The 23,031-nt window shown below is 65.8% G+C and carries 19 protein-coding genes and 2 pseudogenes; 9 read left to right on the top strand and 12 right to left on the bottom strand.

Going from position 1 to position 23,031, the window contains the following annotated elements; translation table 11 throughout:
- Positions 1 to 19: 19 nt before the first annotated feature.
- A pseudogene (locus tag ACKTSN_RS28195) lies at positions 20 to 187 on the bottom strand (TniQ family protein); the annotation flags it as partial.
- Positions 188 to 257: 70 nt separating this feature from the next.
- Between ACKTSN_RS28195 and ACKTSN_RS28190 the strand changes: the two are divergent.
- Positions 258 to 1,520 carry an IS701 family transposase gene (locus tag ACKTSN_RS28190; protein ID WP_409467247.1) on the top strand — a complete coding sequence of 421 codons (1,263 nt, stop codon included), beginning with the start codon at positions 258 to 260 and terminating at the stop codon, positions 1,518 to 1,520.
- Positions 1,521 to 1,626: 106 nt separating this feature from the next.
- On the opposite strand, the gene ACKTSN_RS28185 is transcribed toward ACKTSN_RS28190, so the two are convergent.
- The 3 genes from ACKTSN_RS28185 to ACKTSN_RS28175 form a co-directional block, all read right to left on the bottom strand.
- Positions 1,627 to 1,905 (bottom strand): TniQ family protein, encoded by a 279-nt coding sequence (locus ACKTSN_RS28185; protein WP_409471670.1) that lies wholly within the window; start codon positions 1,903 to 1,905, stop codon positions 1,627 to 1,629.
- Positions 1,902 to 2,036, bottom strand: a complete 135-nt coding sequence (locus ACKTSN_RS28180; protein WP_409471669.1) for a hypothetical protein — start codon at positions 2,034 to 2,036, stop codon at positions 1,902 to 1,904. The genes ACKTSN_RS28185 and ACKTSN_RS28180 overlap by 4 nt, the downstream gene beginning before the upstream one ends.
- A gap of 212 nt (positions 2,037 to 2,248) precedes the next feature.
- On the bottom strand, positions 2,249 to 3,760 hold the full coding sequence (locus ACKTSN_RS28175) for a transposase domain-containing protein (protein ID WP_409471668.1): 1,512 nt from the start codon (positions 3,758 to 3,760) through the stop codon (positions 2,249 to 2,251).
- Positions 3,761 to 4,083: 323 nt separating this feature from the next.
- On the opposite strand from ACKTSN_RS28175, the pseudogene ACKTSN_RS28170 reads away from it, so the two are divergent.
- Together ACKTSN_RS28170 and ACKTSN_RS28165 are read left to right on the top strand one after the other, a co-directional pair.
- Positions 4,084 to 5,321 (top strand): annotated as a pseudogene (locus ACKTSN_RS28170) (amidohydrolase family protein).
- Between the two features lie 210 nt (positions 5,322 to 5,531).
- A complete protein-coding gene (locus ACKTSN_RS28165; RefSeq protein ID WP_409471667.1) occupies positions 5,532 to 6,092 on the top strand; it encodes a class I SAM-dependent methyltransferase in 561 nt (186 codons plus the stop codon).
- Positions 6,093 to 6,100: 8 nt separating this feature from the next.
- Here the strand turns inward: ACKTSN_RS28165 and ACKTSN_RS28160 are convergent, their stop codons facing one another.
- From ACKTSN_RS28160 to ACKTSN_RS28125, 8 genes are all read right to left on the bottom strand, one after another.
- A complete protein-coding gene (locus ACKTSN_RS28160; RefSeq protein WP_409471666.1) occupies positions 6,101 to 7,030 on the bottom strand; it encodes an LnmK family bifunctional acyltransferase/decarboxylase in 930 nt (309 codons plus the stop codon).
- Between the two features lie 2 nt (positions 7,031 to 7,032).
- Positions 7,033 to 8,154: a histidinol-phosphate transaminase gene (gene hisC / locus ACKTSN_RS28155; RefSeq protein ID WP_409471665.1), complete on the bottom strand. Its 1,122-nt coding sequence runs from the start codon at positions 8,152 to 8,154 to the stop codon at positions 7,033 to 7,035.
- A gap of 42 nt (positions 8,155 to 8,196) precedes the next feature.
- Positions 8,197 to 8,427 carry an acyl carrier protein gene (locus ACKTSN_RS28150; protein ID WP_409471664.1) on the bottom strand — a complete coding sequence of 77 codons (231 nt, stop codon included), beginning with the start codon at positions 8,425 to 8,427 and terminating at the stop codon, positions 8,197 to 8,199.
- A gap of 142 nt (positions 8,428 to 8,569) precedes the next feature.
- Complete coding sequence (dmpG, locus tag ACKTSN_RS28145) at positions 8,570 to 9,610, bottom strand: 4-hydroxy-2-oxovalerate aldolase (RefSeq protein WP_409471663.1); 1,041 nt, start codon at positions 9,608 to 9,610, stop codon at positions 8,570 to 8,572.
- Positions 9,607 to 10,500 carry an acetaldehyde dehydrogenase (acetylating) gene (locus ACKTSN_RS28140; RefSeq protein ID WP_409471662.1) on the bottom strand — a complete coding sequence of 298 codons (894 nt, stop codon included), beginning with the start codon at positions 10,498 to 10,500 and terminating at the stop codon, positions 9,607 to 9,609. Before ACKTSN_RS28140 ends, dmpG begins: the two co-directional genes overlap by 4 nt.
- 46 nt (positions 10,501 to 10,546) lie before the next feature.
- Positions 10,547 to 11,341 (bottom strand): 2-keto-4-pentenoate hydratase, encoded by a 795-nt coding sequence (locus ACKTSN_RS28135; RefSeq protein ID WP_409471661.1) that lies wholly within the window; start codon positions 11,339 to 11,341, stop codon positions 10,547 to 10,549.
- Between the two features lie 34 nt (positions 11,342 to 11,375).
- Positions 11,376 to 12,362, bottom strand: coding sequence for a class I SAM-dependent methyltransferase (locus ACKTSN_RS28130; protein ID WP_409471660.1), 987 nt, complete (start codon positions 12,360 to 12,362; stop codon positions 11,376 to 11,378).
- 588 nt (positions 12,363 to 12,950) lie between these two features.
- Positions 12,951 to 13,778, bottom strand: coding sequence for an aspartate 1-decarboxylase (locus ACKTSN_RS28125; RefSeq protein ID WP_409471659.1), 828 nt, complete (start codon positions 13,776 to 13,778; stop codon positions 12,951 to 12,953).
- Between the two features lie 1,007 nt (positions 13,779 to 14,785).
- On the opposite strand from ACKTSN_RS28125, the gene ACKTSN_RS28120 reads away from it, so the two are divergent.
- The 6 genes from ACKTSN_RS28120 to ACKTSN_RS28095 all read left to right on the top strand — a co-directional run bounded on the left by ACKTSN_RS28120 (position 14,786) and on the right by ACKTSN_RS28095 (position 22,929).
- Entirely contained in the window at positions 14,786 to 16,114 is a 1,329-nt protein-coding gene (locus tag ACKTSN_RS28120) for a hypothetical protein (RefSeq protein WP_409471658.1), read from the top strand.
- Between the two features lie 300 nt (positions 16,115 to 16,414).
- On the top strand, positions 16,415 to 17,677 hold the full coding sequence (locus ACKTSN_RS28115; protein ID WP_409471657.1) for an ATP-grasp domain-containing protein: 1,263 nt from the start codon (positions 16,415 to 16,417) through the stop codon (positions 17,675 to 17,677).
- A gap of 9 nt (positions 17,678 to 17,686) precedes the next feature.
- Positions 17,687 to 18,562, top strand: coding sequence for a TauD/TfdA family dioxygenase (locus ACKTSN_RS28110; protein ID WP_409471656.1), 876 nt, complete (start codon positions 17,687 to 17,689; stop codon positions 18,560 to 18,562).
- 5 nt (positions 18,563 to 18,567) lie between these two features.
- Positions 18,568 to 20,496, top strand: a complete 1,929-nt coding sequence (locus ACKTSN_RS28105) for a methylaspartate mutase subunit E (protein ID WP_409471655.1) — start codon at positions 18,568 to 18,570, stop codon at positions 20,494 to 20,496.
- A gap of 94 nt (positions 20,497 to 20,590) precedes the next feature.
- The gene (locus ACKTSN_RS28100) at positions 20,591 to 21,898 is read left to right on the top strand and encodes a trans-sulfuration enzyme family protein (protein ID WP_409471654.1); all 1,308 of its coding nucleotides are present in this window, start codon (positions 20,591 to 20,593) and stop codon (positions 21,896 to 21,898) included.
- Positions 21,895 to 22,929, top strand: coding sequence for an OsmC family protein (locus ACKTSN_RS28095; RefSeq protein ID WP_409471653.1), 1,035 nt, complete (start codon positions 21,895 to 21,897; stop codon positions 22,927 to 22,929). Before ACKTSN_RS28100 ends, ACKTSN_RS28095 begins: the two co-directional genes overlap by 4 nt.
- Positions 22,930 to 23,031 lie beyond the last annotated feature (102 nt).

Below are 23,031 nucleotides of genomic sequence, written 5' to 3'. Positions count from 1 at the left end.
GCGAAATCAGATACCTCTGGTGCCGCACGCACGCGAACGACCAGACGAGCCGCCATTTCAGGAGCCAGCGGCCACCGTTCTCCCTCAGGCACGGCGGACAGGCGTTGGAGTGCTTGGGAAGCACCGTAAGCTGCCGGTACCTCCACGTGGCCCAGGCCCCGTACTCCGTCGCGTCGTTCGGCGGCAACGGCTCTAGTAGGGCTTTGTTAGGTACCCCGATTGATCATCGTCAGGTAGATTGTGATGTTCTGTCAGGTGTGACACCTGAGGAGATGGAGACGGTCCGCCCGCGCCTGGAGGCGTTCGCGGCGGAGATGCTCGGTTCGCTGGCGCGTCGGGACCAGCGGGCCAAGGGCGAGCTGTATCTGCGCGGGCTGATGCTGGACGGCAAGCGCAAGTCCATGCAGCCGATGGCCGAGCGCCTGGGCGTGGACCACCAGCAGCTGCAGCAGTTCGTCTCATCGTCCACCTGGGACTACTCCAAGGTCCGTGAGCGGCTGGCCCGTTGGGCTGCCGCGCACATTTCTCCCGAGGCGTACGCGATCGATGATGTCGGCTTCCCCAAGGACGGCTACGACTCACCGGGGGTGGCGCGGATGTACTGCGGCGCCCTGGGTAAGCGCGGCAACTGCCAGGTCGGCGTCAGTGTGAACCTGGTCAGTGACCGTGCGTCATCGGCTGTCGACTGGCGCCTGTTCCTGCCCGAGAGCTGGGACGACACCAAGTACGGCGAGGACGCGCTGATGGCCGAGGCGATCCGGCGCCGCCGCGCCAAGGCGGGAATCCCGGACACCGAGCGGCACCGGGAGAAGTGGCGCCTGGCGCTGGACATGCTCGACGAGGTGCGCGACAACTGGGAGTTGCCCGACCTTCCGGTCGCCGCCGACGCCGGATACGGCGACGCCACCGGCTTTCGCGAGGGCCTGACCGAGCGCGGCCTGACCTACGCGGTCGCGGTCAAAGCCACCACGACCGCGCACCCCGGCAATGCCACACCCCAACGCCCGCCGTACTCCGGGCAGGGCCGCCCTCCCGTGTCCGCCTACCCCCAACCGCACACCACCCTGCGCGCCCTGGCCCTGGCCGTCGGCCGAGCGGCCACCCGCACCGTCACCTGGCGCCAGGGCAGCAAGGCCACCAGACGCAACCCGAACGCCGAGATGCGCTCGCAGTTCCTGGCCCTGCGGGTCCGACCGGCCAACCGCACCATCCGCCGCGCCGCCGACGGCTCCCTGCCCGACTGCTGGCTGCTCGTCGAGTGGCCACCCGACTCCGCCGAGCCAACCGACTACTGGCTCTCGACGCTTCCCGCCGACACCCCACTGCGCGAACTGGTACGAATCGCCAAGATCCGATGGCGAGTTGAGCACGACTACCGCGAGCTCAAGGACGGTCTGGGCCTGGACCACTTCGAGGGCCGCAACTACCTCGGCTGGCACCGCCACGTCACCCTCGCGTCCCTCGCCCAGGCCTTCTGCACCATGCTCAGGCTCGACCCAAAAGCCCCTGCGCCGGCCTGACCCTCTACGCGGTCCTCCGCGAACTCCAGGCCCTCCTGGCCACCTGGACCGGCGCCTGCTCGATATGCGGCCAACCCGCACCAGCACCCGAACCCCACCACAGGACCTAACAAAGCCCTACTAGCGCACTACCCGCGTAGTAGGCGAGCGTCATGCTCCGCAGCGGCTGCCCCGTCACCCCGGTGCTCTGGCTCACCGCACGCACGACGGCGTCACTGACGCGGTAGCCGAACACAGCCGACACCGTGCTGGAGCTGATCAGACCCGCCATGCGCAGCGCCTCGGTCCGGGAGACCTGGTTGAGCCGCGCGAGCGCGTCCCCCCAGCTCAGCAGAGACTCACCGGGACAGGGATCGGGTACGAGCGCGAGCCGGCGCGGACTCATGTCCCAGGCTCCCGCCGCGGCGTTTCCGGATTGATTCCCAGGCCAGTGGCGACCGACCTGATCGTCACGTCGGGCTGCGGCTCGTACAGCGCGACCGCGTCCGCCTTGGACTCCAGCGGGTAGTTCTTCATGACCACGAGATGTCCGTTCTCAGATCCTCAGGACCAGTGTCTCGTGTGTCCAACATTAGGGGTCAAGGTCCAAGGCCGGGTAGTTAGCGTTTTCGCAGGTCACGCGAGTGGGGCTGGAGACCACGGTGTTGCGGCGTAGAGGCCGGGGCCGAGTTTGTGGATGAGGCCGCTGGCGGCCCAGCGATTCAGTTGTCTGTACATGGTCTCCAGAGTCACATCGCCGAAGTGGGCAGCGATGCCACGGGGCTGCCAAAGGCGCGTGGGGTCTTCCTGGAGCAGGGCCAGGATGCGGTGTCGGCGCCGCGCGGCTGGGGCGGCATGCCGTCGTCCCGGGAGGCCGAGGGAAGTGCGGGTGAGCGATCCACGGGTTCGAGGACAGTGACGTTGAGGTGGGTGACGGTGCGGCTGGTGTCGGGGCGGCCGTCGGCATGGCGCTCGCTGTAGCGGGACATCGGTGATTTGACCTTGCGGGTGCTGACCCGTTGCCGACGGGTCGCGAGCAGGCCTGTCAGGATCCGCCGACCGATCGTCCCGAGGAGCGTGTCCTGGTCGGTGTCCGCGGGGATGATGCCGGTGGCCTGGATCACCTGGTCGCGGGCGGTGTGGAGCGTGATGCTGAAACAGCAGCGGTCCGGGTCGGTGCCGGGGAGGGACTCGGCGGCGTCGACCATGACGGCGCTTAGGGCCTGGTAGAGCGTGAGCAGTGACCACATCTCCTGCTCGATGCCTGCCGGGTCGCCCGAGCGGAGGTTGCGCCCGTTCATGATCGTGTGGCGGAGCGCGTAGTACGCGGATTTGTGTTCCCACCGCGGGTGATAGAGACCCACCAGCGCGGTGGCGGGGTAACGGCGGGCGTCGGTCAGAGTCGTGACCAGTCGGTAGGACCCGGTGAAGGACGTGCCGTCCGTGCAGGTCACGGCGATCTGTGCGTCGATGATCCGCACTTTCACGGCGCCGATCGCCGAGAGGTAGGAGCCGTCGACGAGGAGGGTGAGGACCGGCGTGCGCCGGTTGCTGCGGAGCCGGCCCAGGACCTGGGCGCCGGTGTCGGTGACCCCCGCGAGGAAGGCGTTGCTGTCGAATCCTTTGTCCCACAGCACCAGCATGTCCGGCCGCAGCAGATGCAGCAGCCGGCCGGCGTAGCTTGTCTCGCCCTCAGCGGTGGGGCCGAACACCGCGCAGACCAGAGCCCGGGTGCCGGTCTCGACCAGCGTTATCAACTCCAGCGTCGGATAGCCATGATGCGAAGTCCTGCCCAGCCAGGCCTGGTTCAGTTCGGAATCGGGAACCCTCAGCGAACTGCAGCCGTCGAACGACACCGTCCGGTACGAACCAAAACGCACACCTGGCGTCGTCGGCCGGGCCAGCAACCCGGCCAACACCTCGAACAACGCCCGCACCGGCGCGCTGCCGATCCGCCGGCGCAGGTCACGCAACGCCTTCGCCGACGGACAGACCACCGGCATCCCGGACAGACCCGCGGTCAGCTTGTCCCAGACCAGCCCGTAGCCGACCTCGGGGAACAGGCACATCGCCAGCAAGAAGTAGACCCCGACCCGCGACGGAAGATCACGCAGACGCCGCTGCACCGTCCTTGTCTCCGCCAGGACCGCGTCCACCAGTTCGAACGGCACGACGGCGGTCAGTTCCCCAAGATGTCCGGGAGCGAACCGGCCCGCGGCCACGGTGACCGTTCGGGTGATGGCCGTCAGCGCAGACGGCAAGACACAATGACGGGGCAACAGAACCCCTTCGGGACAAGCTGTTTTGGTCGACTGCCTGTACCAACGAGCGCCGTTGCTCTGCGTCGAGAATCCTGCAACTCGCCTGCGTGACCTGCGAAAACGCTAACTACCCGGCCTTGAGGAAAGGCCCGTTCGCCCAACTCCTCACAAGGCCCACACCCTGCCCTCGCAACCCGGGACGCGGTCCCGGCATTCCGGAGAAGGTCTCCCGGTGGCCCCCAACTGCGCCCAACTGCCTCCAGTGGCGCTCAGTGGCCTCCCGATAACTGACGCCCCGTCCGATCGGCGCTACCGTAAAAGGCATGGAGACCTTCCCGAGGACCTTCCCGGAGATCATCTCGGTGGACGACCACACGATGGAACCCCCTAACGTCTGGCGGGACCGCCTCCCGTCCAGGTATCAGGACAGGGGGCCACGCATCGTACGCGCCCCACTGAAGGAATGACCTTCCTGGGCGGCAGGTTCGCCCCGGTCACGGGCAGCCCCGGCGACGAAGGACCGATCGGCGACTGGTGGGTCTACGAGGACCTTCACCGCCCGCTCACCCGTCTCGACACCGCCGTCGGGCATGACAGGGACGAGATCAAGCTGGAGGTCATCACGTACGAGCAGATGCGCCCGGGCTCGTACGACGTCCCGCAGCGCCTCGCCGACATGGACGTCAACCACGTCCAGTCCGCCCTCTGTTTTCCCACTTTCCCCCGTTTCTGCGGCCAGACCTCCACCGAGGCCAAGGACCGCGAGCTGGGGCTCCTCTCCGTGCGCGCCTACAGCGACTGGATGGTCGAGGAGGGGTGCGGCCCGGCGGCCCGGGGCCGGCTGATACCGCTCACGCTCATCCCTCTGTGGGACGCGGAGCTGGCTGCGCAGGAGGTACGGCGCAACGCCTCCCGTGGAGTGCGGGCCGTCGCCTTCTCCGAGATACCTCCGAACCTCGGACTGCCCTCGGTTCATACGGACGACTGGGATCCGTTCCTCGCCGCCTGCGACGAGACCGGCACGGTGACCGCCATGCACATCGGGTCGAGCAGCCGCATGCCCTCCACCTCCGCCGACGCCCCGCCCGCCGTCGGCTCCGCCATCACCTTCGCCAACTGCTGTTTCTCGATGGTCGACTGGCTGATGAGCGGCAAGTTCGAGCGTTTCCCGAACCTCAAGGTCATTTACGCGGAGGGGCAGATCGGCTGGACCTACATCCTCGAACGCGCCGACGTGGTGTGGGAGGAGAACCGCGGCTGGGGCGGCGTCGCCGACAAGGTCCACCGTCCGCCGTCCGAACTCTTCACCGAGCATGTTTACGGCTGCTTCTTCGACGACGCCTTCGGCCTGAAGAACCTGGACGCCATCGGCGTCGGCAACGTCCTCTACGAGACCGACTATCACCACTCCGACTCCACCTGGCCCAAGTCGCGCGAGGTCGGCGAGGCCCAGATGGGCCAACTGGACGCGGACGTCGTGGACCGGATCGTCCGGCGGAACGCGATCGAGCTGCTGGGGCTGACGGAGGACGGGCTCTGGGCGTCGGCGAAACAGAGGTGAACGGACCCGCCGTCCGGACGCCGGCGCCGAACCGCACCGCGCACCCGCGCGGTGCGGCGCCTTCGGGCAGAGCCGGCCGTCACGCCGACCGATGACCTGTGTAACCTGCGGCCGGTGGAAATGGGACTCAACGCAGATGACTGGCTGGCGGATACACGGACGTCTTACGACACCGTCGCGGCAAGTTACAGAGAACTGACGCGACACATCTTGGACGAAGCACCTGAAGAACGCGAGGCCCTGGCCCTGTTCGCGGGCCTGGTGCGTGCCCGGGGCGGCGGGCCGGTCGCGGACGTGGGGTGCGGGACAGGCAGGATCACGGCCCACCTGCGGGAGCTGGGCCTGGACGTGTTCGGCATCGATCTGTCACCCGGAATGATCGAGGTGGCCCGCCGCGACCACCCCGGGGTGCGGTTCGATCTCGGTTCTATGACGGACCTCGCCCTGGCCGACGCCTCGGTCACCGGTCTGGTCGCCTGGTACTCGCTGATCCACATTCCTGACGACGAGATCGGCTCCGTACTCGCGCACTTCCGCCGAGTGCTCGTGCCCGGTGGGCCCTTGCTGCTCAGCTTCCACGTCGGAGACGCGTCGCATCTGAAGACCGAGGGCTATGGAGGGCACCCGATGAAGGTCCATGTCCATCGCCGGCAGCACGACCGGATGATCGCGTGGCTTGAGCAAGCCGGCTTCGATGTCGAGACGCACAAGACCCTCACCTCGGCCGAGAGCAAGCTGGGAGGGATCATCCTCGCGTGTCGTCGCCCCTGAGAGCGGGCTCAGGGGCCGGTCTCGATCTCCACACCGGTGACGGCGATCAGGCGGCCTGTATCCGCCTCGTGCATTGCCATGTCTGCGATCTCCGTGCCCGGGCGTTTCGTGCTGCGCCATCGGCGGACGGCGATCGTGAACACCGCGCCGGGGTCCGCGTTGCCGAAGTAGCCGATTTCCTGATCGGTCACCTTGCGCCGCAGGAACTGCTCGTCGGTGCGGCCGAGCGAGCGCCACAGTCGCAGCAACGCCGTGTCGAAAATGGAGAAATAGGACGCGAAGTACATCAGACCGGCGCCGTTGAGGTCACGCACGACGTCGAGGGTGTATTCGACGGTGAAGGGCGGATCGGCCTCGACGAAGCCGGGTGGTCCTGCGGGGTGGAAGCTGTCCGCTGTGCGGGCCCTGCCGACCAGGGCGCGGGGCGAGTACTTGTTCGGGAGACGTGGTAGGTCGGCGTACGCGAAATCCGCCGGGCAGACCTGGGCCAGGCTCTTGTTGCTGCTGGCGCTCGTGCGGGCGATCCAGCGGTTGAAGTTCTCGGCGTAGAGGCAGTCCGGGTGCCGTCGTTCGTACACCTCGACGGGGTCGAGCGGCACGTCGTCGAGCTCCAGGTCCGCGGGCGCCAGCCGGTGAAGGGTCATCACGGACCGGCTTCCCAGCTGGAACGCTCTGGAGCTGACCCGGAGTTCGTCCCCGAAGGTGAGGCCGTGGGGGTGGATGGTCCGTCCTCCGCGGACGCGGAAGTAGTAGAAGGAGAGATAGGCGGGGTCGCCGTCGGGGGTGCGGGCGGAGTGCACCTTCATGCGGCAGGCGTCGGCGACCGTGTCCCAGGTCCAGTCGCCGATCCGGCCGAAGAGCAGCGATCCGCCGCTGCACATGCCGGGAGCGACGACCACATGGCGGGAGCGAAGCCGAGCCGTGGAGGAGTCAAGCATGTTCATTTCTCCACCGTCCCCTGCCCCGCGCGCTCTTGACCATTGACTGCCGAGAACCTGGTCGTGCGCCAGGTCCCGGCGGCGGTAAGGAAGGCATCGTTGTCCTCGGCCGAGCCGATCGTCACGCGGACGCCTTCACCCGGGAAAGGACGGACGGCGATGCCCTGGCGGGTGCACCACCGGCCGAATGCGGCCGCGTCCTCGCCCAGGGGGAGCCAGAGGAAGTTCGCCTGGCTGGCGGGGACGGTCCAGCCGTCACGCACCAGGGCGTCGTGGACGCGGGTGCGTTCCTCGACCGTGCTGTCGACGTGGCGCATCAACTGGGCCTGGAGCGCGAGGGCCTCGACGGCGGCCTGCTGCGCGACGGTGCTGACCGCGTAGGCCAAGCCCACCTTGCGCAATGTCCGTACAACGCGAGCGTCTCCGACCAGATAGCCGATCCGGAGCCCGGCAAGTCCGTACGCCTTGGAAAAGGTTCGCAGGACCACCACGTTGGGATGCGCGGCGCCGTATGCGAGTCCGGTGGTCGCGGGTGAGCTGCGGACGTATTCGTAGTACGCCTCGTCCAGGGCCACCAAGCAGGTCGGCGGGACACGGGCGATGAAGCGTCCGAGCTCGTCCGGGGTGACGGCCGTGCCGGTCGGATTGTTGGGGTTGCAGACAATGACCATACGGGTGTGCGGGGTGATGCGGTCTGCCATCGTGCGCAGGTCGTGGGCGCCGTCGACCAGGGGCACCGGCGTGCTGGTGACGCCGGCGAGCCCGGCGAGGACGGGATAGAGCTCGAACGAGGGCCAGGCGTGGACGACTTCGGCCCCTGGTTCGGCGATCGTCTGGAACAGCGTCTGAAGGAGGGCGACGGACCCCGCGCCGATCACGATCCGCTCCTCGGCGATTCCGTGCACCTGGGCCAGAGCGCGGGTCAGCGCGGTGCAGCCGGGATCGGGGTAGCGGTTGACGGTGGCACCGGCCCGCGCGATCGCCTCGGTGATGCCCGGGAGGGGCTGGTACGGTGATTCGTTCGCCGACAGCAGGCGGAGGCCTCCCTCCGACGTGTAGACGCCTTCGGACGGCTGGTAGGAGGGCATGGTGTCGAGCACGGTGCGGAGTCGGGGGAGAGACATGAGGCTCCTAGGAAGTGGAGGTGCCGTCGGGGAGCTTCGGGCTCAGCCACACGCCTGCCGTCCGGCGACCAGCTCCGCCATCTCGGCGAGCGTGGTGGTGTCCAGCAGCTCGTAGTCCTGGATCTCGATGCCGAGCCTGCTGCTCAGCACCTCCGCCAGTTCGAGCGCCGCGAGCGAATCCAACCCGACCTCCTCCCGGGTGGCGGTCGGCAGGACGTCCTCCTCCCGCACCTGGAGGTCGTTCACCAAGATGCCCTTGAGTACTTCGTACACGGTCTTCCCTTCTGTGTCGGCGCGGGGGTCGGCCGGGGGACGCGGGGCTCGGGGCTCGGGGCTTTGCACCCTGCGTGCCCGGCGAGGCCGCGTGCTCCGGTGCCGGGCCGCGCGACCGGGGCATGCAGGGTGCGTGGTGGCCTCAGCTACCGAGTGCCTCCCGCAGGGTCAGGGCCACGTCCACGATGAGGTCTTCCTGGCCCGCGACCGCCTGGCGCCGGCCGAGTTCGAAGAAGACGTCGCGCGGGTCGACCTTCTCGCGCCGGGAGATGTCGAGAACGCGGTTCTTGAAGCCGGAGAACACCCCGGCCAGACCGCTGACGACGGCCACGGAGTCGATGGTCGGTGGCGCCGGCATGAGTTCGCGTTCCGCGATGTCGGCGGCGTTGAGGACGCCGTACAGGTCGATGCCCGTAGGGAAACCCATACGCTGCAGCACCGGCACCAGAACTTCGAGTTGGGTGTTGCCGGCGCCGGCGCCGAAGCCTCTGGCACAGGCGTCCAGGATGCCCGCCCCCGCCTCGGCCGCCGCGATCGAGTTGGCCACCGCCATGCCGAGGTTGTTATGTCCGTGGAATGCCACCGGTACGTCGACGGCTCCGCGGATGGCGGTGATGCGCTCGGTCACGTCCGCCGGCAGGTAGTGCCCGGAGGAGTCGAAGATGCCTACCGCGCCCGCCCCGAATTCCACCAGCTGGGCGCATTCCCGGGCCAGCCGCTCGGGCGTGGCCATGTGGCTCATCAGAAGAACGCCCTGGGCCTCGACACCGTTCTCCCGCAGGAAACCCAGATGGCGTTCGGCGAGATCGCTCTCGGTGCAGTGCGTTCCGATGCGGACGACATCGACCTGGTGGGTGATGGCCTTGCGGAGGTCGGCCGTGGTGCCCCAGCCGGGCAGCATGAAGACGGCCATCCTGCTCTTGCTCAGGGACTCGCGCACGACCGCCAGCATGTCGTCGTCGCTGAGCCGGGCCTGCCCGGCCTGGAGAGAGGAGGCTCCCAGACCGTTGCCGTGCCCCACCTCGACGACGGGTACGCCGGCAGCGTCCGCGGCCTTCGCGTATGCGCGCAGTTGCTCGGCGCCCAGTTGGTGGCGTACCGCATGGTGGCCGTCGCGCAGGGTCGGGTCGTGGACAACGACGTGCTGCGGCGTGTTCACCTGCTCGTGCTCCGGTGTGTTCATGACGTCTCCCCCGCCGCGCTGGAAAGGCCGGCTGCCGCGTACCGCTCCGCGACCTGGATCGCGGCGGAGTTGATGATGTCGAGATTGCCCGCGTACGACGGGATACGGTCACCGGAGGAGGTGACCTCCACGGCGACGAAGGCCCGGCTGTCGGCGACGACGCAAGCCGCCACCTCGAAGCCCGCGGCGAAGGCCCGTACGTCTGCTGCCGCGGTCGCCACCGCCGTGCGCACCGTTTCCGCGCTCAGTCCTTCACCGATCAGGGTCATGGCGACCCGAAAGGTGGCGGGTGGCCTGGCCGGGCTGATGTTGAGAATCGCCTTGACGTCCTTGACGCCGGTGAAGGTCCGCACGGCATCCTCCGTGGTGTCGACGTACTCGTCGAGGTTCAGCCGTGTGGAGCGGCCGACACTCAGACTGGCGGCGGTGGTGACGACCTCGACGTAGTCGATCCGGTGTTCTCGGGTGATCGCGTGCAGGATCGGGATGGATGCCTGACCACCGCAGCTGACCATGTTGATGTCGCCGCGTTCCGGGATGTCCGTGCCGTTCACACTTGGCACGATCATCCGGCCGACTCTGCTCGGTGTGAGATCGACGAGCAGGGTCTTCAGCGGCATGAGCAGTTGCGCGTGTTCGGCATGGGTCAGGGCGTTGGTGGCGTCGAAGACGATGTCGAAGGGTTCCTCGGCGTCCACGAGCGACCGGATGCCGTCCGCGGACGTCGGCAGGCCGAGAGCAGCAGCCTGGCGCAGTCCTGGTGTGCTGGGGTCGCGTCCCACGACCAGCGAGCAGTCGAGGGCCTCCGAGCGCATGACCTTGGTGGCGAGATCGACTCCGATGAGACCGGCCCCGAGCACCGCCGTGGTCAGCCGCCCTTGTCGGTTCATGGCTGTATCGCCCTTCCCTGTACGGAGATTCGCCTTGCCGGTCGGGCTACGCACCGCCGACATGGAGCGTGACGGGACCAAGCCGGTCGAACTCGGCGACGAACCTGTCGCCGGGATGCATCGGTACGGCGGCGTGGAGGGCGCCTGTCATGATCAGGTGTCCGGCCTTGAGGGTCACGCCGTGCCTGCCGAGCGTGTTGGCAAGCCAGGCCACCACCTTGACCGGGTCGCCGAGTGCGGCGGCTCCGGCTCCGGTCGCCACGACGTCGCCGTTGCGCGTGAAGACCATGCCGGTGAGCCGGTGGTCGTGTTCCGGGTCGAGCGCGAGCGGTTGTGACAGCACGATCGCGCCGTTCGACGCGAGGTCGGCGATGGTATCGGCGAGCCGGATGCGCCAGTGCTCTATGCGGGAGTCCACGATTTCCAGTCCCGCCATAACTTCGGAAATGGCCTCGCGAGCGGTCTCCACGGTGACGCCGGGGCCGCGCAACGGCCGCCCGAGCCGGAAGACGATCTCCGCCTCCACCTTCGGTGCGATAAACGCGGAGGCGGGGACGATCGCCCCGCTGGCACGCACCGTCGAGGCCAGTACGGGGCCGTAGTCCGGCGTGCGGGTCTTGAACATCTCCTGCATCGGCTCGGAGGTGAGCCCCGCCTTGTACCCCACGACGCAGTCGCCGTCCGCGAGGAGCATGCCGACCAGTTCACGCTGGATGGCGTAACCGTCCTCGGCCTCCAACGTGGGGTCGGCGTCGGTGAAGGGCGCGATGGCGAGGCGGTTGGCCCGTGCTTCGTACAGGGCTCGCGCCCTGCTGTTGGTGTCGTCGGCGGAAGTGTTCACGCTTCTCCTGTCCGGATCGCCCGGTTGCCGCGCACTAGTCCTGAGCCACGAAGACGCGGCTGCCCGGCATGGGCAGCGGGGTACTGCTCACCTTGGTGAAGCCGGCTCGGCGGAACGCCTCGTGCCAGTCCTCCTCGGTTGGCAGCCGGACGTCCATCGAGCTGGAGTGGAGGTAGGTGAAAAGCGCGCTGAAGGCACGTTCACGTTCCCCTGCGGCGTACGGCACCGCGTCGGTGACGACAAGACATCCGTCGTCTGCGAGCGACGACCGGCAGGCACGCAGAACCCCATCGAGCACGTGCGGGCGACCCACCACGTCGTGCATGACGAACCCGGCGTGTATCACGTCCGCGTCACGGACGGGCGAGGGGTCGTCGACGAGGGACTCGACAGACCGCTCCACGACCTGGAAGCGGTCGCCCACGCGCGCCTCCTGGGCGGCCCGTTGTGCTTCCTCGCAGGCGGCCCGGCTGAGGTCCAGGGCAAGTCCGGTGCTGTCCGGAAGCGTGGCGAGCAGATGGATCAGCAAGCCGCCCGCGCCCGCACCGAGATCGACGATCCGGCGTGGCTTGCGCCCGGTGATCTCCGAGACGACACCCGGGTAGAAACCGAAGGAGCCGATCCAGCGGGAGGAGACCGCGACCCGACGGCCGTCGCGCTGGTACTGAGCACCCGCCGAATCCGGGTCGCGCAGGAACTCGGCCGCGTGGTCGATGTAGGGCCGGTTGGCGTTCAGCGACCAGGACAGGTATCCGGCCGCGTACCTGCGGTCGGCCATGTCGGCGCAGGGCACGAAGTGCCGCTCGTCCTGCCCCTGTTCCACCAGTCCCGCGCCGAGCAGCGCTCGGAGCAAGTGGCCGGCCGCAGGCTCCATGAGCGCGGAGGCCGCCATCATCTCGTCGAGAGTGAAGGGTTCCGGTCTGTCCAACAGGGCAGAGAGGCCGAGGCCCTCGGAGATTTCCAGGAGGGCCGTGTACGCGGCCAGGTCAGCTGCCGTTTCTCTGCCATCGATCCTGCTCATGCATGACTCCTGAAGAGGGTGCATCTGGATGGGGCTTTCCGTGCCGGTACGCCGGTGGACCCGATCCGGTCAGGGATCCGGATTCGAGCAGCCGGGTTCTCCGCCGGGATCGCGATGGACGTGGATGTTTCTCTGTTTCTCTGTTTCTCTGCTTCTCGGTACGAGATCCCGTCCGTCCCACGATCGGCCGGCCCGGTCCACGAGGCAGCGGCGATCCGCTCGTCCGCATACGCGATGACCAGCGCCTTGCCCCACCGGCGAGCGTGTCGATCGGACAGGCAGTCCCTGTGCGGCACCACCACGGGTGCCGCACAGAGGGAGTCCTGCCCGGATCACGCACGGCCCGCACCTCGCGCCATGGTGCCGACGCCACCGCCCTCGGCCGGGGAGACAGCGGTACGAGCCGGCGTTCCTCGTTCGCCCGAGGGGCCGTTTCCCGACAACGGCTTGGACCCAGGAAAAGTCCCGTCGTCCCTGGTCGGGGGCGCTCCCCGCCTGTTGGACAAGCCTCGGGACCTCACACTTGTGAAAGTGCGAGGTCAAACGCCGCTGCCGGGGCCGGGCCAGGTCGGGTAGCCGTGAGCCAGGCTATTCGAGTGTTCCGGAAGAAATGGCCGCATTTCCGTCCGTGTCGAGCACGGAAGCAGTCAGGGAGCGGTCTCCGAGGGCGAAGGATGCAACATGTACGCGGGTTCCGATGGGCGCGAACCCGGCCATCGCACCGGTCGTCATCACGACCCCGGGAGGCATGGGTACGGCATAGGTATCAGTGCACCCGCCGGACGAGGAGTTATATACGGTCACCATGTTGTGCCGTGTCATCCCTACCTGGTCCATCAAACCGCCGGGTATCTCCGCACTGCCCAGGAGGCAGTCGTCGTTCGTGTCATTTACGACGAGATTAGTAATGAGGCTGTGAAGTAGAACGCGCGGCATAAGAACCTCGCGGAGGCTCGAATCATCGGGCGAGCCCGCTATTTTCTCATCGGGACGTCCCAGACGCTCGTACTTGAGAGTCCCGCTCTGGAAGCCCTGGCCCGGGACGATCCCGTAGTCGACGATGTGGAGATCGCCCGACCGGTGGAGCTGCTGGCCCTGCGCGCTGAGGCGAGTTTCAGAGATGACGCATACCAGGTCACCTTCGGACAGAAAGTACCCGAGGCTTCCCCGGGCCTCCACGTTCTCACTCGTCGAGGGCGCAACGAACGTGCGCACCCGATTGTGCAGGTTATCTCCACCGATTCGGGCAACGATAATTGCCTCACCAACCACCAGATCGCTTGCTGTGCGCAGCGCCTCCGGAAGTGCCAGGCCCTCGCCGATGCCCTCATCGGGCTTACGGTCGGGGTTGGGCCCGCCGGCGTCGATCCGCAAATTATGGATCGCGCTACGCTTACACGATGCGATGACATCCATGACCTGACTCCTTTTTTACGTACCGACGCGAATGTGATCAGCCTGACGATCTAATTGGTAACACTCGAATCGTCAGGCGGCAAGTAGGTGTCTTGCTTGTGAAGCAATCGCGCAATCCTCGTGCGGCAGCCCGGGGAAATAATCCGAGGAGGTTCGGTGATTAGTCCCGGCTGATACCGCTTGACAGTTGACGTGGTCAGGCCGACTGCGCCGTCGTGCAGGTATGTCCGTCGATGAGTCTCGACGATATGGCATTCCGCTTCGCCTGAACAAAGTCGACGGAAAACATACCCAGCGATTTAACTGTGAAACAGATGCGTTTGAGACATGCGGGGAAACACCCGCTCGCCCCCGGCATCGATCCCAATGAGTGACCGCCTTTTCTTCATGTATGCGCCACTTGTCCCTATTGCCCCCGTGCTGCACAGCATCTTTTCCGTCCGACGTCACGCAGAGCCATGTGTGGCTGGAAAACGCACAGGTAGCGTCGGCCTATCGGCCTGAATGTCCATTCTCGTCCGCATCCGGAAACCCCCCGGCCCACGGCGCCCTGTCGCCTTCCCGGCCATAACGAACGGCCAAATTCGGTAACGTCCCCTGGCGAGATCAGATCCATGGTTACCCGCCTCGTCCGGAGCCGGCAGGACCGCCTTGACGAACACAGGGCGCTGTGTGAATGTTGTTGAACGGGATGCTCGGGGTGAGCCTGCATGCCGAAATGCGTACATCTTTCTTTGAAAGGTCTGGCATATAGTTCTTGAACTGGTTGAGAGATCGAAAAGCTGCGGACAGCCTTAGTCCACCGCTGACTGTGCATGTGCCTGCGGGCGTCGGCCGGCGCTTTCTGCGCCTCATTGCCGCGCTGCCGCTGCCAGTCGAGATTTCGTCGTACGGTGCGCTCACATATCAGCCAGTAGGCGTCATCAACGGCCTGGTGTGTGTCGGCACAAGGTTGCCGGCAGCCCCTGGCGTCAGCCGTTTCGGCCCACTTGAGGACTGGATGGGAAATGACAGATCAAAAAACGCGTAAAATAATTCTACTCAACGTACGCGCAGAGTACCCTCCAGAGATCGCGCTGAATGATGCACACCCCATTGTCAGGGCTTGCCGCCGGACCGCGTGGTACGCCGAAGAAGGCGATGTCATCGCCAGTCCCCTCTCGTTTGAACCTGACTTCCTCGATCATGTGGGTGGCTCTCTCGGCTTCGATGCCCGTACGATCTCGGTCGTGGTGCGGGGCAGGCTGCTGACGGACGATGTGATCCTCGCGCCGGACTTCATAGCCGAGCTGCGCGAGGCGATAGCTGGGCATCCGAAGTGGCGGCTTTCCGCCTGTTTCCTGACCGAAGGTGTGGCCGAGCTGGCCGAGCAGCTCGGCGTGGAGTTCGCCGGAGCGGCGTTCGCCGCCGAGCGTGGCGGCGACCTGCTCAACCGCAAAAGCCACTTCCGGCAGCTCGCAGCCGGTGTAGGAATGCCGTTGGCTGCGGGTGGCGTGGCTCAGTCGCCCGAGCGGTTGGCTCAGATGATCGAAAAGTGGCTACCCGACACCGGAGCCGTCATCGTCAAACAAGAAAACGCCGGCGGGGGGTTGGGGAACGTGCTGCTCGCGACCGATGACATCGGTCCGCTGCCGGGCGCCCGGGAAATCAGAAAAATCGGCAAGGACATCGGAGCGACAGCCGAGAAGCTGTGGGTCGAGCTGTTCCAGGAACAGCACCCCGGTCTGGTCGTCGAGGTCTACCACCCTGATACCCGCCATATGTTCTACGTCGAGTATTTGATCGACGATTCGGGCAACCCGCACTTCCTCAACAGTGCCAGATTCAAGCTGGTTCACGCCGGTTCCAGCGAAGATCCCTATCTGTCCTGGGTGGGGCTCGAACTTCCGGCGGACGTGCCGCCTCACTCGCTGTCCCGCGCTCTGACTCACGCCACGAGGTTCGCGACACTCGTCTCCCAGGTCGGCTATCGCGGATACATCAATATAGACGCCATCGTCACCGCGTCGGGCGAACTCATCTTCAATGAGGTCAACGGCCGTTGGGCCGGCGGGACAGTGTTGCACACGGTGGCGGCCAGGCTGCTTGGCGAAGACTACGCGGACCACTGCGTCGCCTCCTCTCTGCGGGACGTCCGGCCGATGAAACTGAAGACGGCTCTGGACGCGATTCGCGATCACGGACTCGAACTCGACCTGGAACGCCGGGATGGCGTGGTCGTGCTGTACTGCGATTCGGCAGAGAACGAGAACTCGGAGTTCCTGCTGATCGGCTCTTCGGCTGAGCGAGTTCGCGAACTTGAGACCGCGCTGCGAGCGGCCGTGTCGGACCAATGAGTCCGGCAGCGTTGCATACGAGCACCGATCTTCCCCGGCCACTTCGAGCAGCGGCGGTCCAGTTGGCTGTCTTCCCGCAGCGGTAGAGACCTTTCCCGCATCGAGGACTGGAACATCGGACTTCCGATACGGTCGCGCCGACCTTGCCCGGGTCGGCGCGCTCGTGGTCGGTACACCAGTAACACCGGCCGCGGGCGTGGATCTCCGGCTCATCGAATTCGTCTTCTCGCGGAAGCGGGAACATCGCAGCCACCGGCCCGAGCGCTGCCGCACGGGGAAAATCGTACAGAGAGGGAGCCGATGGCCATCCTTCTGATTCATTCAGGCAATGTCAGCCGCCGCAGCCACTTCATCCATATCCGCGACTACGCGGCTGCACGCGGCGAGCGGTTCCTGCTCGTCATGAGCGATCCGGGGTGGGAGACGGAGTTCGTCGACGGATTCGTCCAGGCCGACACCTCCGACCTTGCGGCGACTGTGCGAGCCGTCGACGGCCTGGCTGCGGCGGAACCGCAGCGGATCCGTGGCGTTGTCACGTTCAGCGAGCACAGCGTTCCGACAGCCGCTGCGGTAGCCGCTCATCTGGGACTGCCTTTCGTGGATCCGCTGACGGCTGAGACCGCCCGGGACAAGTACGCGATGCGGCAGGCTTTCGAGCGGGCAGACCTGGAGCAGCCGGCCTTCGGTACAGCGACGGATGTCCAGGGGGCGTTGGCCCTGGCAGAGCGGATCGGCTACCCCGTGGTGCTCAAACCGCTTATCGGTGGCGGAAGTTCCCACATCCGCAGGGTGGACGGTCCGGCGGAGCTGTCCGAACACTTCGAGCGCTTGCGTGATCGGGCCTGGAGCGACCTTGAGTACGACCCTCTCCACCGCATTCTGGCCCAGAAGTACAGCGGAGCTTTTCTGATCGAGGAGTTCATCGCCGGTGGAGAGATCAGCGTCGAGTCGATCGTTGTGGACGGGCACACCCATGTCGTCGCAATCCATGACAAGCCACTCCCGGCCAATGGTCCCTACTTCGACGAGTATTTCTACGCCACCCCGACCTGTCTGCCACCCGCCGCGGTGAGAGACATCCACGCTGCGACAGCTGCGGCGCATCGTGCTGTGGGCATCGACATCGGAGGCACTCATACCGAGTTCCGGGTTCGGCCCGACGGTCGTCTCTCGATCCTGGAGACGGCTGCCCGGATCGGCGGTGGCCCGCTGTTTCAGACGGTGCTCACCAGCACGGGTGTCAACATGATTCACGCAGTGATTGACCTCGCCCTCGGTGAAAGGCCTCGACTCACTGCTAAATCCATGGCGACCCCGGCCGGCTTCTGTCAGTTCTTCGCCGAGCGCGCGGGCAAGGTGCGAGCAGTGCACGGCGAGGCCGTGGCCGCAGCCCACCCGCACGTCCATGAGCTGATGATCTATCTGAAGGTGGGCGATGCGGTCGACGTGGCGCCGTTCATATTTCAGGGCTACGGCCACGCCTTCTTCACCGCGGATTCCTACGAAGGTCTCGCGGATGTATCGGCCATGCTCCAAGAGACAGTCCGACTTGAGCTCGAATAGGTGATTGACATGGATAAAACCGCGCGCATATCACTCGAAAAGGTTGGCGGGCTGACTGCCAGGACCGTGGCTCGGGACACGCCGTCCAACGCGTGGCCCACCGATGCGCCGCCATTGGTCGAGGGCGGCTTTCGGGCAGGGGCGGAGGAAGTCGAACGGGTCGTCCGCACCGAAGGCTGCGCGATCGTCATGCTGCCGACCGAGCTCGACGACCACGAGTTGACGGTGGCGACCTGGAACCTGGTGTCCGCCGTCTACAAGCCGGTAAGTCAGTACGAATCCGGTGAACTCGTCTTTCCCGTCGAGGTGCGTCCCGGGGAATCCGGCAGCAGCCACTACTCGGCCAGCAAAGCCGCAGGAGGCTTCCATACCGATGGCAGCTTGATGGCGCAACCGCCTGCGGTCGGCGTTCTGCTGTGCCTTTCGCCCGCCGATTCCGGCGGGGAGACGATTCTTGTCGAAGCGGAACTGATCCGGCGAGCCGTGGCCGCGGCCGACCCCGCCTTCCCTGAACTGCTCGGCCAGCTGCAGCCGTTCGCCGCCGAGGACGACGTCCGCGATGTGCGGCAGTGGGCACCTGTCCTGTCCACGCGCGACAGCGGCGTCGGTCTGCGCTATCTGCGGAGGTATCTCGTCGCCGGCTGGGAGCGAACGGACCGGGCGATTCCCGACGGGCTCACCGACGCCTTCGACGTCATCGACAAGGTCGCCGGCGATCCCGAGGCCCAGCGCCCGCACGCGCTGCAACGAGGCGAGGTGCTGTTCTGGCGCAACTCCCGGTACGTGCACGGCCGGCGGGCCTTCGAGGAGCGGGAGCAGCGCCGCCGGCTCGTGCGCATCTACGGAGCCGATGATCCGGACCGCCTTGCGTGTCAGGCCGACTGAGGGAGATGGATCAGAAGATGGTCGACGAGCACCAGGACGCCGCTGAGGGCATATCAGGACCGCCCGCCAGGCGAGTCGTGCTCGCAGGGGTCGGAGCGGACGCGCATGCCGTCGGGCTGACCGTGTTGCAGAAAGCTCTGTCGCGCGCAGGGTTCGACGTTGCTTTTCTCGGTGTGCAACAAGACCTTGAGTCCGTCCTCCGAGCCGCGGGGGGTGCCGACGCCGTTCTCATCAGCAACATGGACGGTCATGCCAAGTACTACTTGTCGGACCTACCGGCTGCCAGATCCGAGGCATTCACAGACGGGCAACTGTGGTATCTCGGCGGATATCCCGCGCTCGATGAACGCGTTTCGGACCTCGACGGCCTCGGATTCGACCGCGTCTTTCAGGGTTACGTGAGTTCTGAGACCGTGTTGCATCATCTTCGAAGCGATCTTGCGTGCCGCCCGATGAGGAGGGCTGTGAACTCAGGTCCGGCCGGTGCGATCGAGATGCCCGCGGTGGGTCCGCTGATGGAGAGTGATCGCCGCAGGGACGTTCTGCAGGCCTGGCGCACGGGGGCCGCCGCACACGACATGGTGCGAAATGCCGAACGGCTCAGGGCGCGCACGAGTCTGGCTGAGCGTCAGCGAGAGGCCAAGGCGCGTGCGGAGATTCTCATTCAGCCCCGAACCGGGGTCTCCGATCCGGACGGGCAAGAGGCTCTGTTCTCCATGTTGAGTCAGCACGGGGCAGATGTCTTATCTTTTCAGATCGACTCGTTGACTCGCAGCAACCAGTACGAGGATATCGAGAGAATCCTTAAATCCTCCGCCGAGAGACCGTCCGGATCCTCCCAGCTCAATGGCTACCCGGCAGTCAATCTGGGGATGGGAGAAATGGCGCGGCTGTCCGCCCTGTTCGAGGACACCCCCTTTCAGGTGCGGCACGGCACCAGGGATCCGCGCCTGCTGGCTGAGATCACGTTCGGTGCGGGGATCGCCGCCTTCGAGGGCGGCGCACTGTCCTACAACCTTCCGTACTTCCGGGACTATCCGGTCGCCCACGCGATACAGCGGTGGCGTTACGTCGACCGACTCACAGGTCGATACCATGCGGAGTTCGGAATCACCATCGACCGAGAATTCTTCGGGGTGCTCACGGCGTGTCTCGTGCCGCCCTGTATCGCGGCCGCCGTGAACGTGCTGGAGGCGTTGTTGGCCGCACAGTGCGGCGTCAAGTCGGTGACTCTGGGCTATGCCGAACAAGGTTGTCGGGCCCAGGATGTGGCCGCGGTCCGTGCTTTTCAGCAGCTTGGTGAGGACTACCTGGAGCGATTCGGGTTCGACGACGTCGAAGTGAACGTCGTCTGGCACCAGTTCATGGGCGCTTTCCCCCGGTCCGAGGAGCAGGCCCGGAAAATTCTGCGTGGTTCCACTGAATCCGCGGTGCTCAGCGGCGCGGTCCGGCTGATGCTGAAAACCCATGCGGAAGCTGTGCGCATACCGTCCCTTGAGGACAACGTCGAGTCCCTCTCCCTGGTCCGTGACCTGTGCCGTTCACCGCGGGTCAGTGCCGGTCCCGGCGAACAGGTCCTCTTCGAGCAAGAGATGATCATGGCCGAGACGAGGGCCATTGTGGACAGCGCCTTGGTGGCCGCCGGTCACGATATCGGCCAGGCAGCGGTGCTCGCGGTCGAGCGTGGCTGGGTGGATGTTCCCTTCTCGCCCAGCAGGTGGAACGCCGGCGCGGCTCTGCCGCTCCGTGACCGCCGGGAGGCCGTGCGTTTCGTCGATACGGGCGGGCTGCCTTTCCCGGACGACATCAAGGCGTTCCACCGCAACGCGGTCGCCGCACGTCTGCGCCAGGACAACGACGATGTCGTGGCGCTGCTGGAACGTGATCTGTCCTCCACCGCGCGCGGTGAATTCGATGACTGGCCCTTGGCGTGACAGCGCCCGCGGTCCTCGGACGTAGACAGTGCCGGATCAGACCGTTCACGCTCTGACACGTAACCAAGAATGTTTCCCGACCATGGAGAGGCCAGTGGACCGCACAGCAATCGGATTCGGCGAAGGACACACACCGGAAGCGGAGTGGTTCGACGAACTGCGCCGTCGGCGCATCAAGGGGCCGATCTCCACACAGAACAGGTCGCTGCCAAGGTCGCTCAGTCCGGAGACGCTGGCCGTGCATGCCGGTACATACGAGGACCCGGTCACCGGCGCGGTGGGGACACCGATCTTTCAGACAAGTACGTTCCATCTGGACGAGGCAAGCTACGACGCATTTTCCGATGGTGCTCTCCGCGACGTTCCCATCTACTCCCGTTACGGAAACCCCTCCCAGTGGTCTGTGCAGGAGAAGATCGCCGCACTGGAGGGCGCGGAAAGCGCAGTCGTGACCTCATCGGGAATGGCTGCCATCGCGGCCACCATCTACGCGCTCACCAACTCCGGCAGCCACATCATTTCCGCCTACGATGTCTATGGAGGAACCTACAACCTGCTCCGCGAAGACATGCCGTCGGCAGGGCGCGAAGTCACCTTCGTCGACCCACTCGACCTCGAAGCGGTCAGGGCTGCAATTCGCCCGGAAACGCAACTCCTGCTCTTCGAGTCGTTGACGAATCCCATGCTCAAAGCCCCCGACATTCGAGGGCTGGCCCAGATCGCCCGAGAATGCGGCGCTCTCCTGGTGATTGACAACACTTTCCTCAGCCCCATCAATGTGCGTCCACTGAACCTGGGTGCCGACATCGTCATCCACAGTGCAACAAAATACCTCGGCGGGCACAGCGATCTTACTGCCGGCGCGGCCACGGGGCGCCGTAAGTTCGTCGACCGCGTCTGGTCGCAGGTCCTGCGATTTGGCGGAACCCTCGATCCGCTGGTCTGTTTCCTGCTGGAGCGAGGAATCAAGACGCTAGCACTCAGGATCCGGGCGCAGAACGAGAACGCCGTCGCGATCGCCGAGTACCTGGCTTCGAGTAAATACGTCGAGGCGGTATATCACCCGGCCTTGGGTGGTAAGGGGTACAGCGACCTCCGATTGCAGGATTATCAAGGTTTTGGCGGCATGGTCAGTTTCGAAGTGGTCGGCGGTGACACGGGTGCTCTGAGGTTCATGGAGCATTTGACGCTGCCTTACGTAGCGACCAGCCTCGGCGGGGTCGAGTCATTGGTGAGCATGCCTTCCAACACCTCTCACAGCTCACTGACGAAGAAACAGAAGGACATGATCGGAATCAACCCCGGGCTCATCAGGCTGTCCGTCGGAATCGAGAATGTCGGGGATCTGATCGATGATATCCAGGAGTCCCTCAAGGCGGCATGTGAGGTGAAGGCTCCATGAGGAACAGTTTTAATACGGCCAGCTTCAGTGAGGTCGTGCATGAGATCCGCGAAGACGCAGCGGAGGGGCTTTTCCGCTATGTCGGCAAGGCCCGACACTCGCCCCTTCGTGGGTTGTCTGCAGAAGTCGGACCTGCAATGTTCGGCAGTGTTAAATCGGCACGCCGATATTCCTACAGTGTCCGCACCCCTTTCCTGCCGACCCCAGCGTTCGGCGTGGATGAGCCGTCGCCGATGGACCTGGCGCTCACGGGCATAGGATCGTGCTCCTTGATGACGCTCGTCGGCGGAGGCAGCGCGAAAGGTATCGTGTTCGAATCCGTCGAAGCGGTCCTCGCCTGCGGCGGCAGCGATGACTCGCCGGTGAGCATCTGCTTCGAGATCGACGGGGATGTCACGGACGAGCAGATCGCGGAACTGCTGCAAAGGGTGCAGCAACGCAGTCCCAACTGCGTGACCTTGCCGGCCTCGGTTCCCGTGGAATGGGACCTCTCCCGTACGAATGCGCCAACCGCACGCAAGCAGCAGGTGTCCCACGAACAGCCGACGGCCGATCAACGGCAGTCGGACATGCGGCGTATCCGCTGGATCAGCGGACCACAGAGCGAATCGTTCGCTGACACCCCCGCAGCGACAACGCCACTGCGGGTCGACAATCCCAAACAGCTGACCGGAGTCGACTGGGGCCCCAACCCGCAGGAGTACCTGATGATGGGATACGCGGCTGAGGTGGCCGCATACCTGGGTGCCTTCTCGCGAGATCGACTCGGCCACGACGTGATCTGGGATGTGACCGCCCGCTGTACCGAGGATGTCAGCGGCCTGCTCCGCGCCGATCCTGACGCTGTCGTCCATCTCCAGGACGTCAGTTGCAGCGTGTCGATGTCCCCGCCACCGCCTCGCGACGCGAGCGCGGTCGAAGAGTTGGTGGACCAGGCGGTATCCGCCTCCTCCGTGGGCCGGCTCATCAGTGAGCCGCAGGCCGTGCACATCTCGTCGCGCAGATCGGCTGCCGCGCCACCCACCGGGTGACCACCAGGCAGTCATGGAGCCTGGTCACTGATCATCGACTCCGTGGCTGCCTTCCTGCTCGGGCCAGTCATCGCGGCTGCTCACCGCACTTCGTCCACTCGC

It is taken from the genome of Streptomyces flavusporus, assembly GCF_046267975.1.
In the GTDB taxonomy this organism is placed as follows: Bacteria; Actinomycetota; Actinomycetes; order Streptomycetales; family Streptomycetaceae; genus Streptomyces; species Streptomyces flavusporus.
This window is presented reverse-complemented; position numbering and strand designations above follow the sequence as displayed.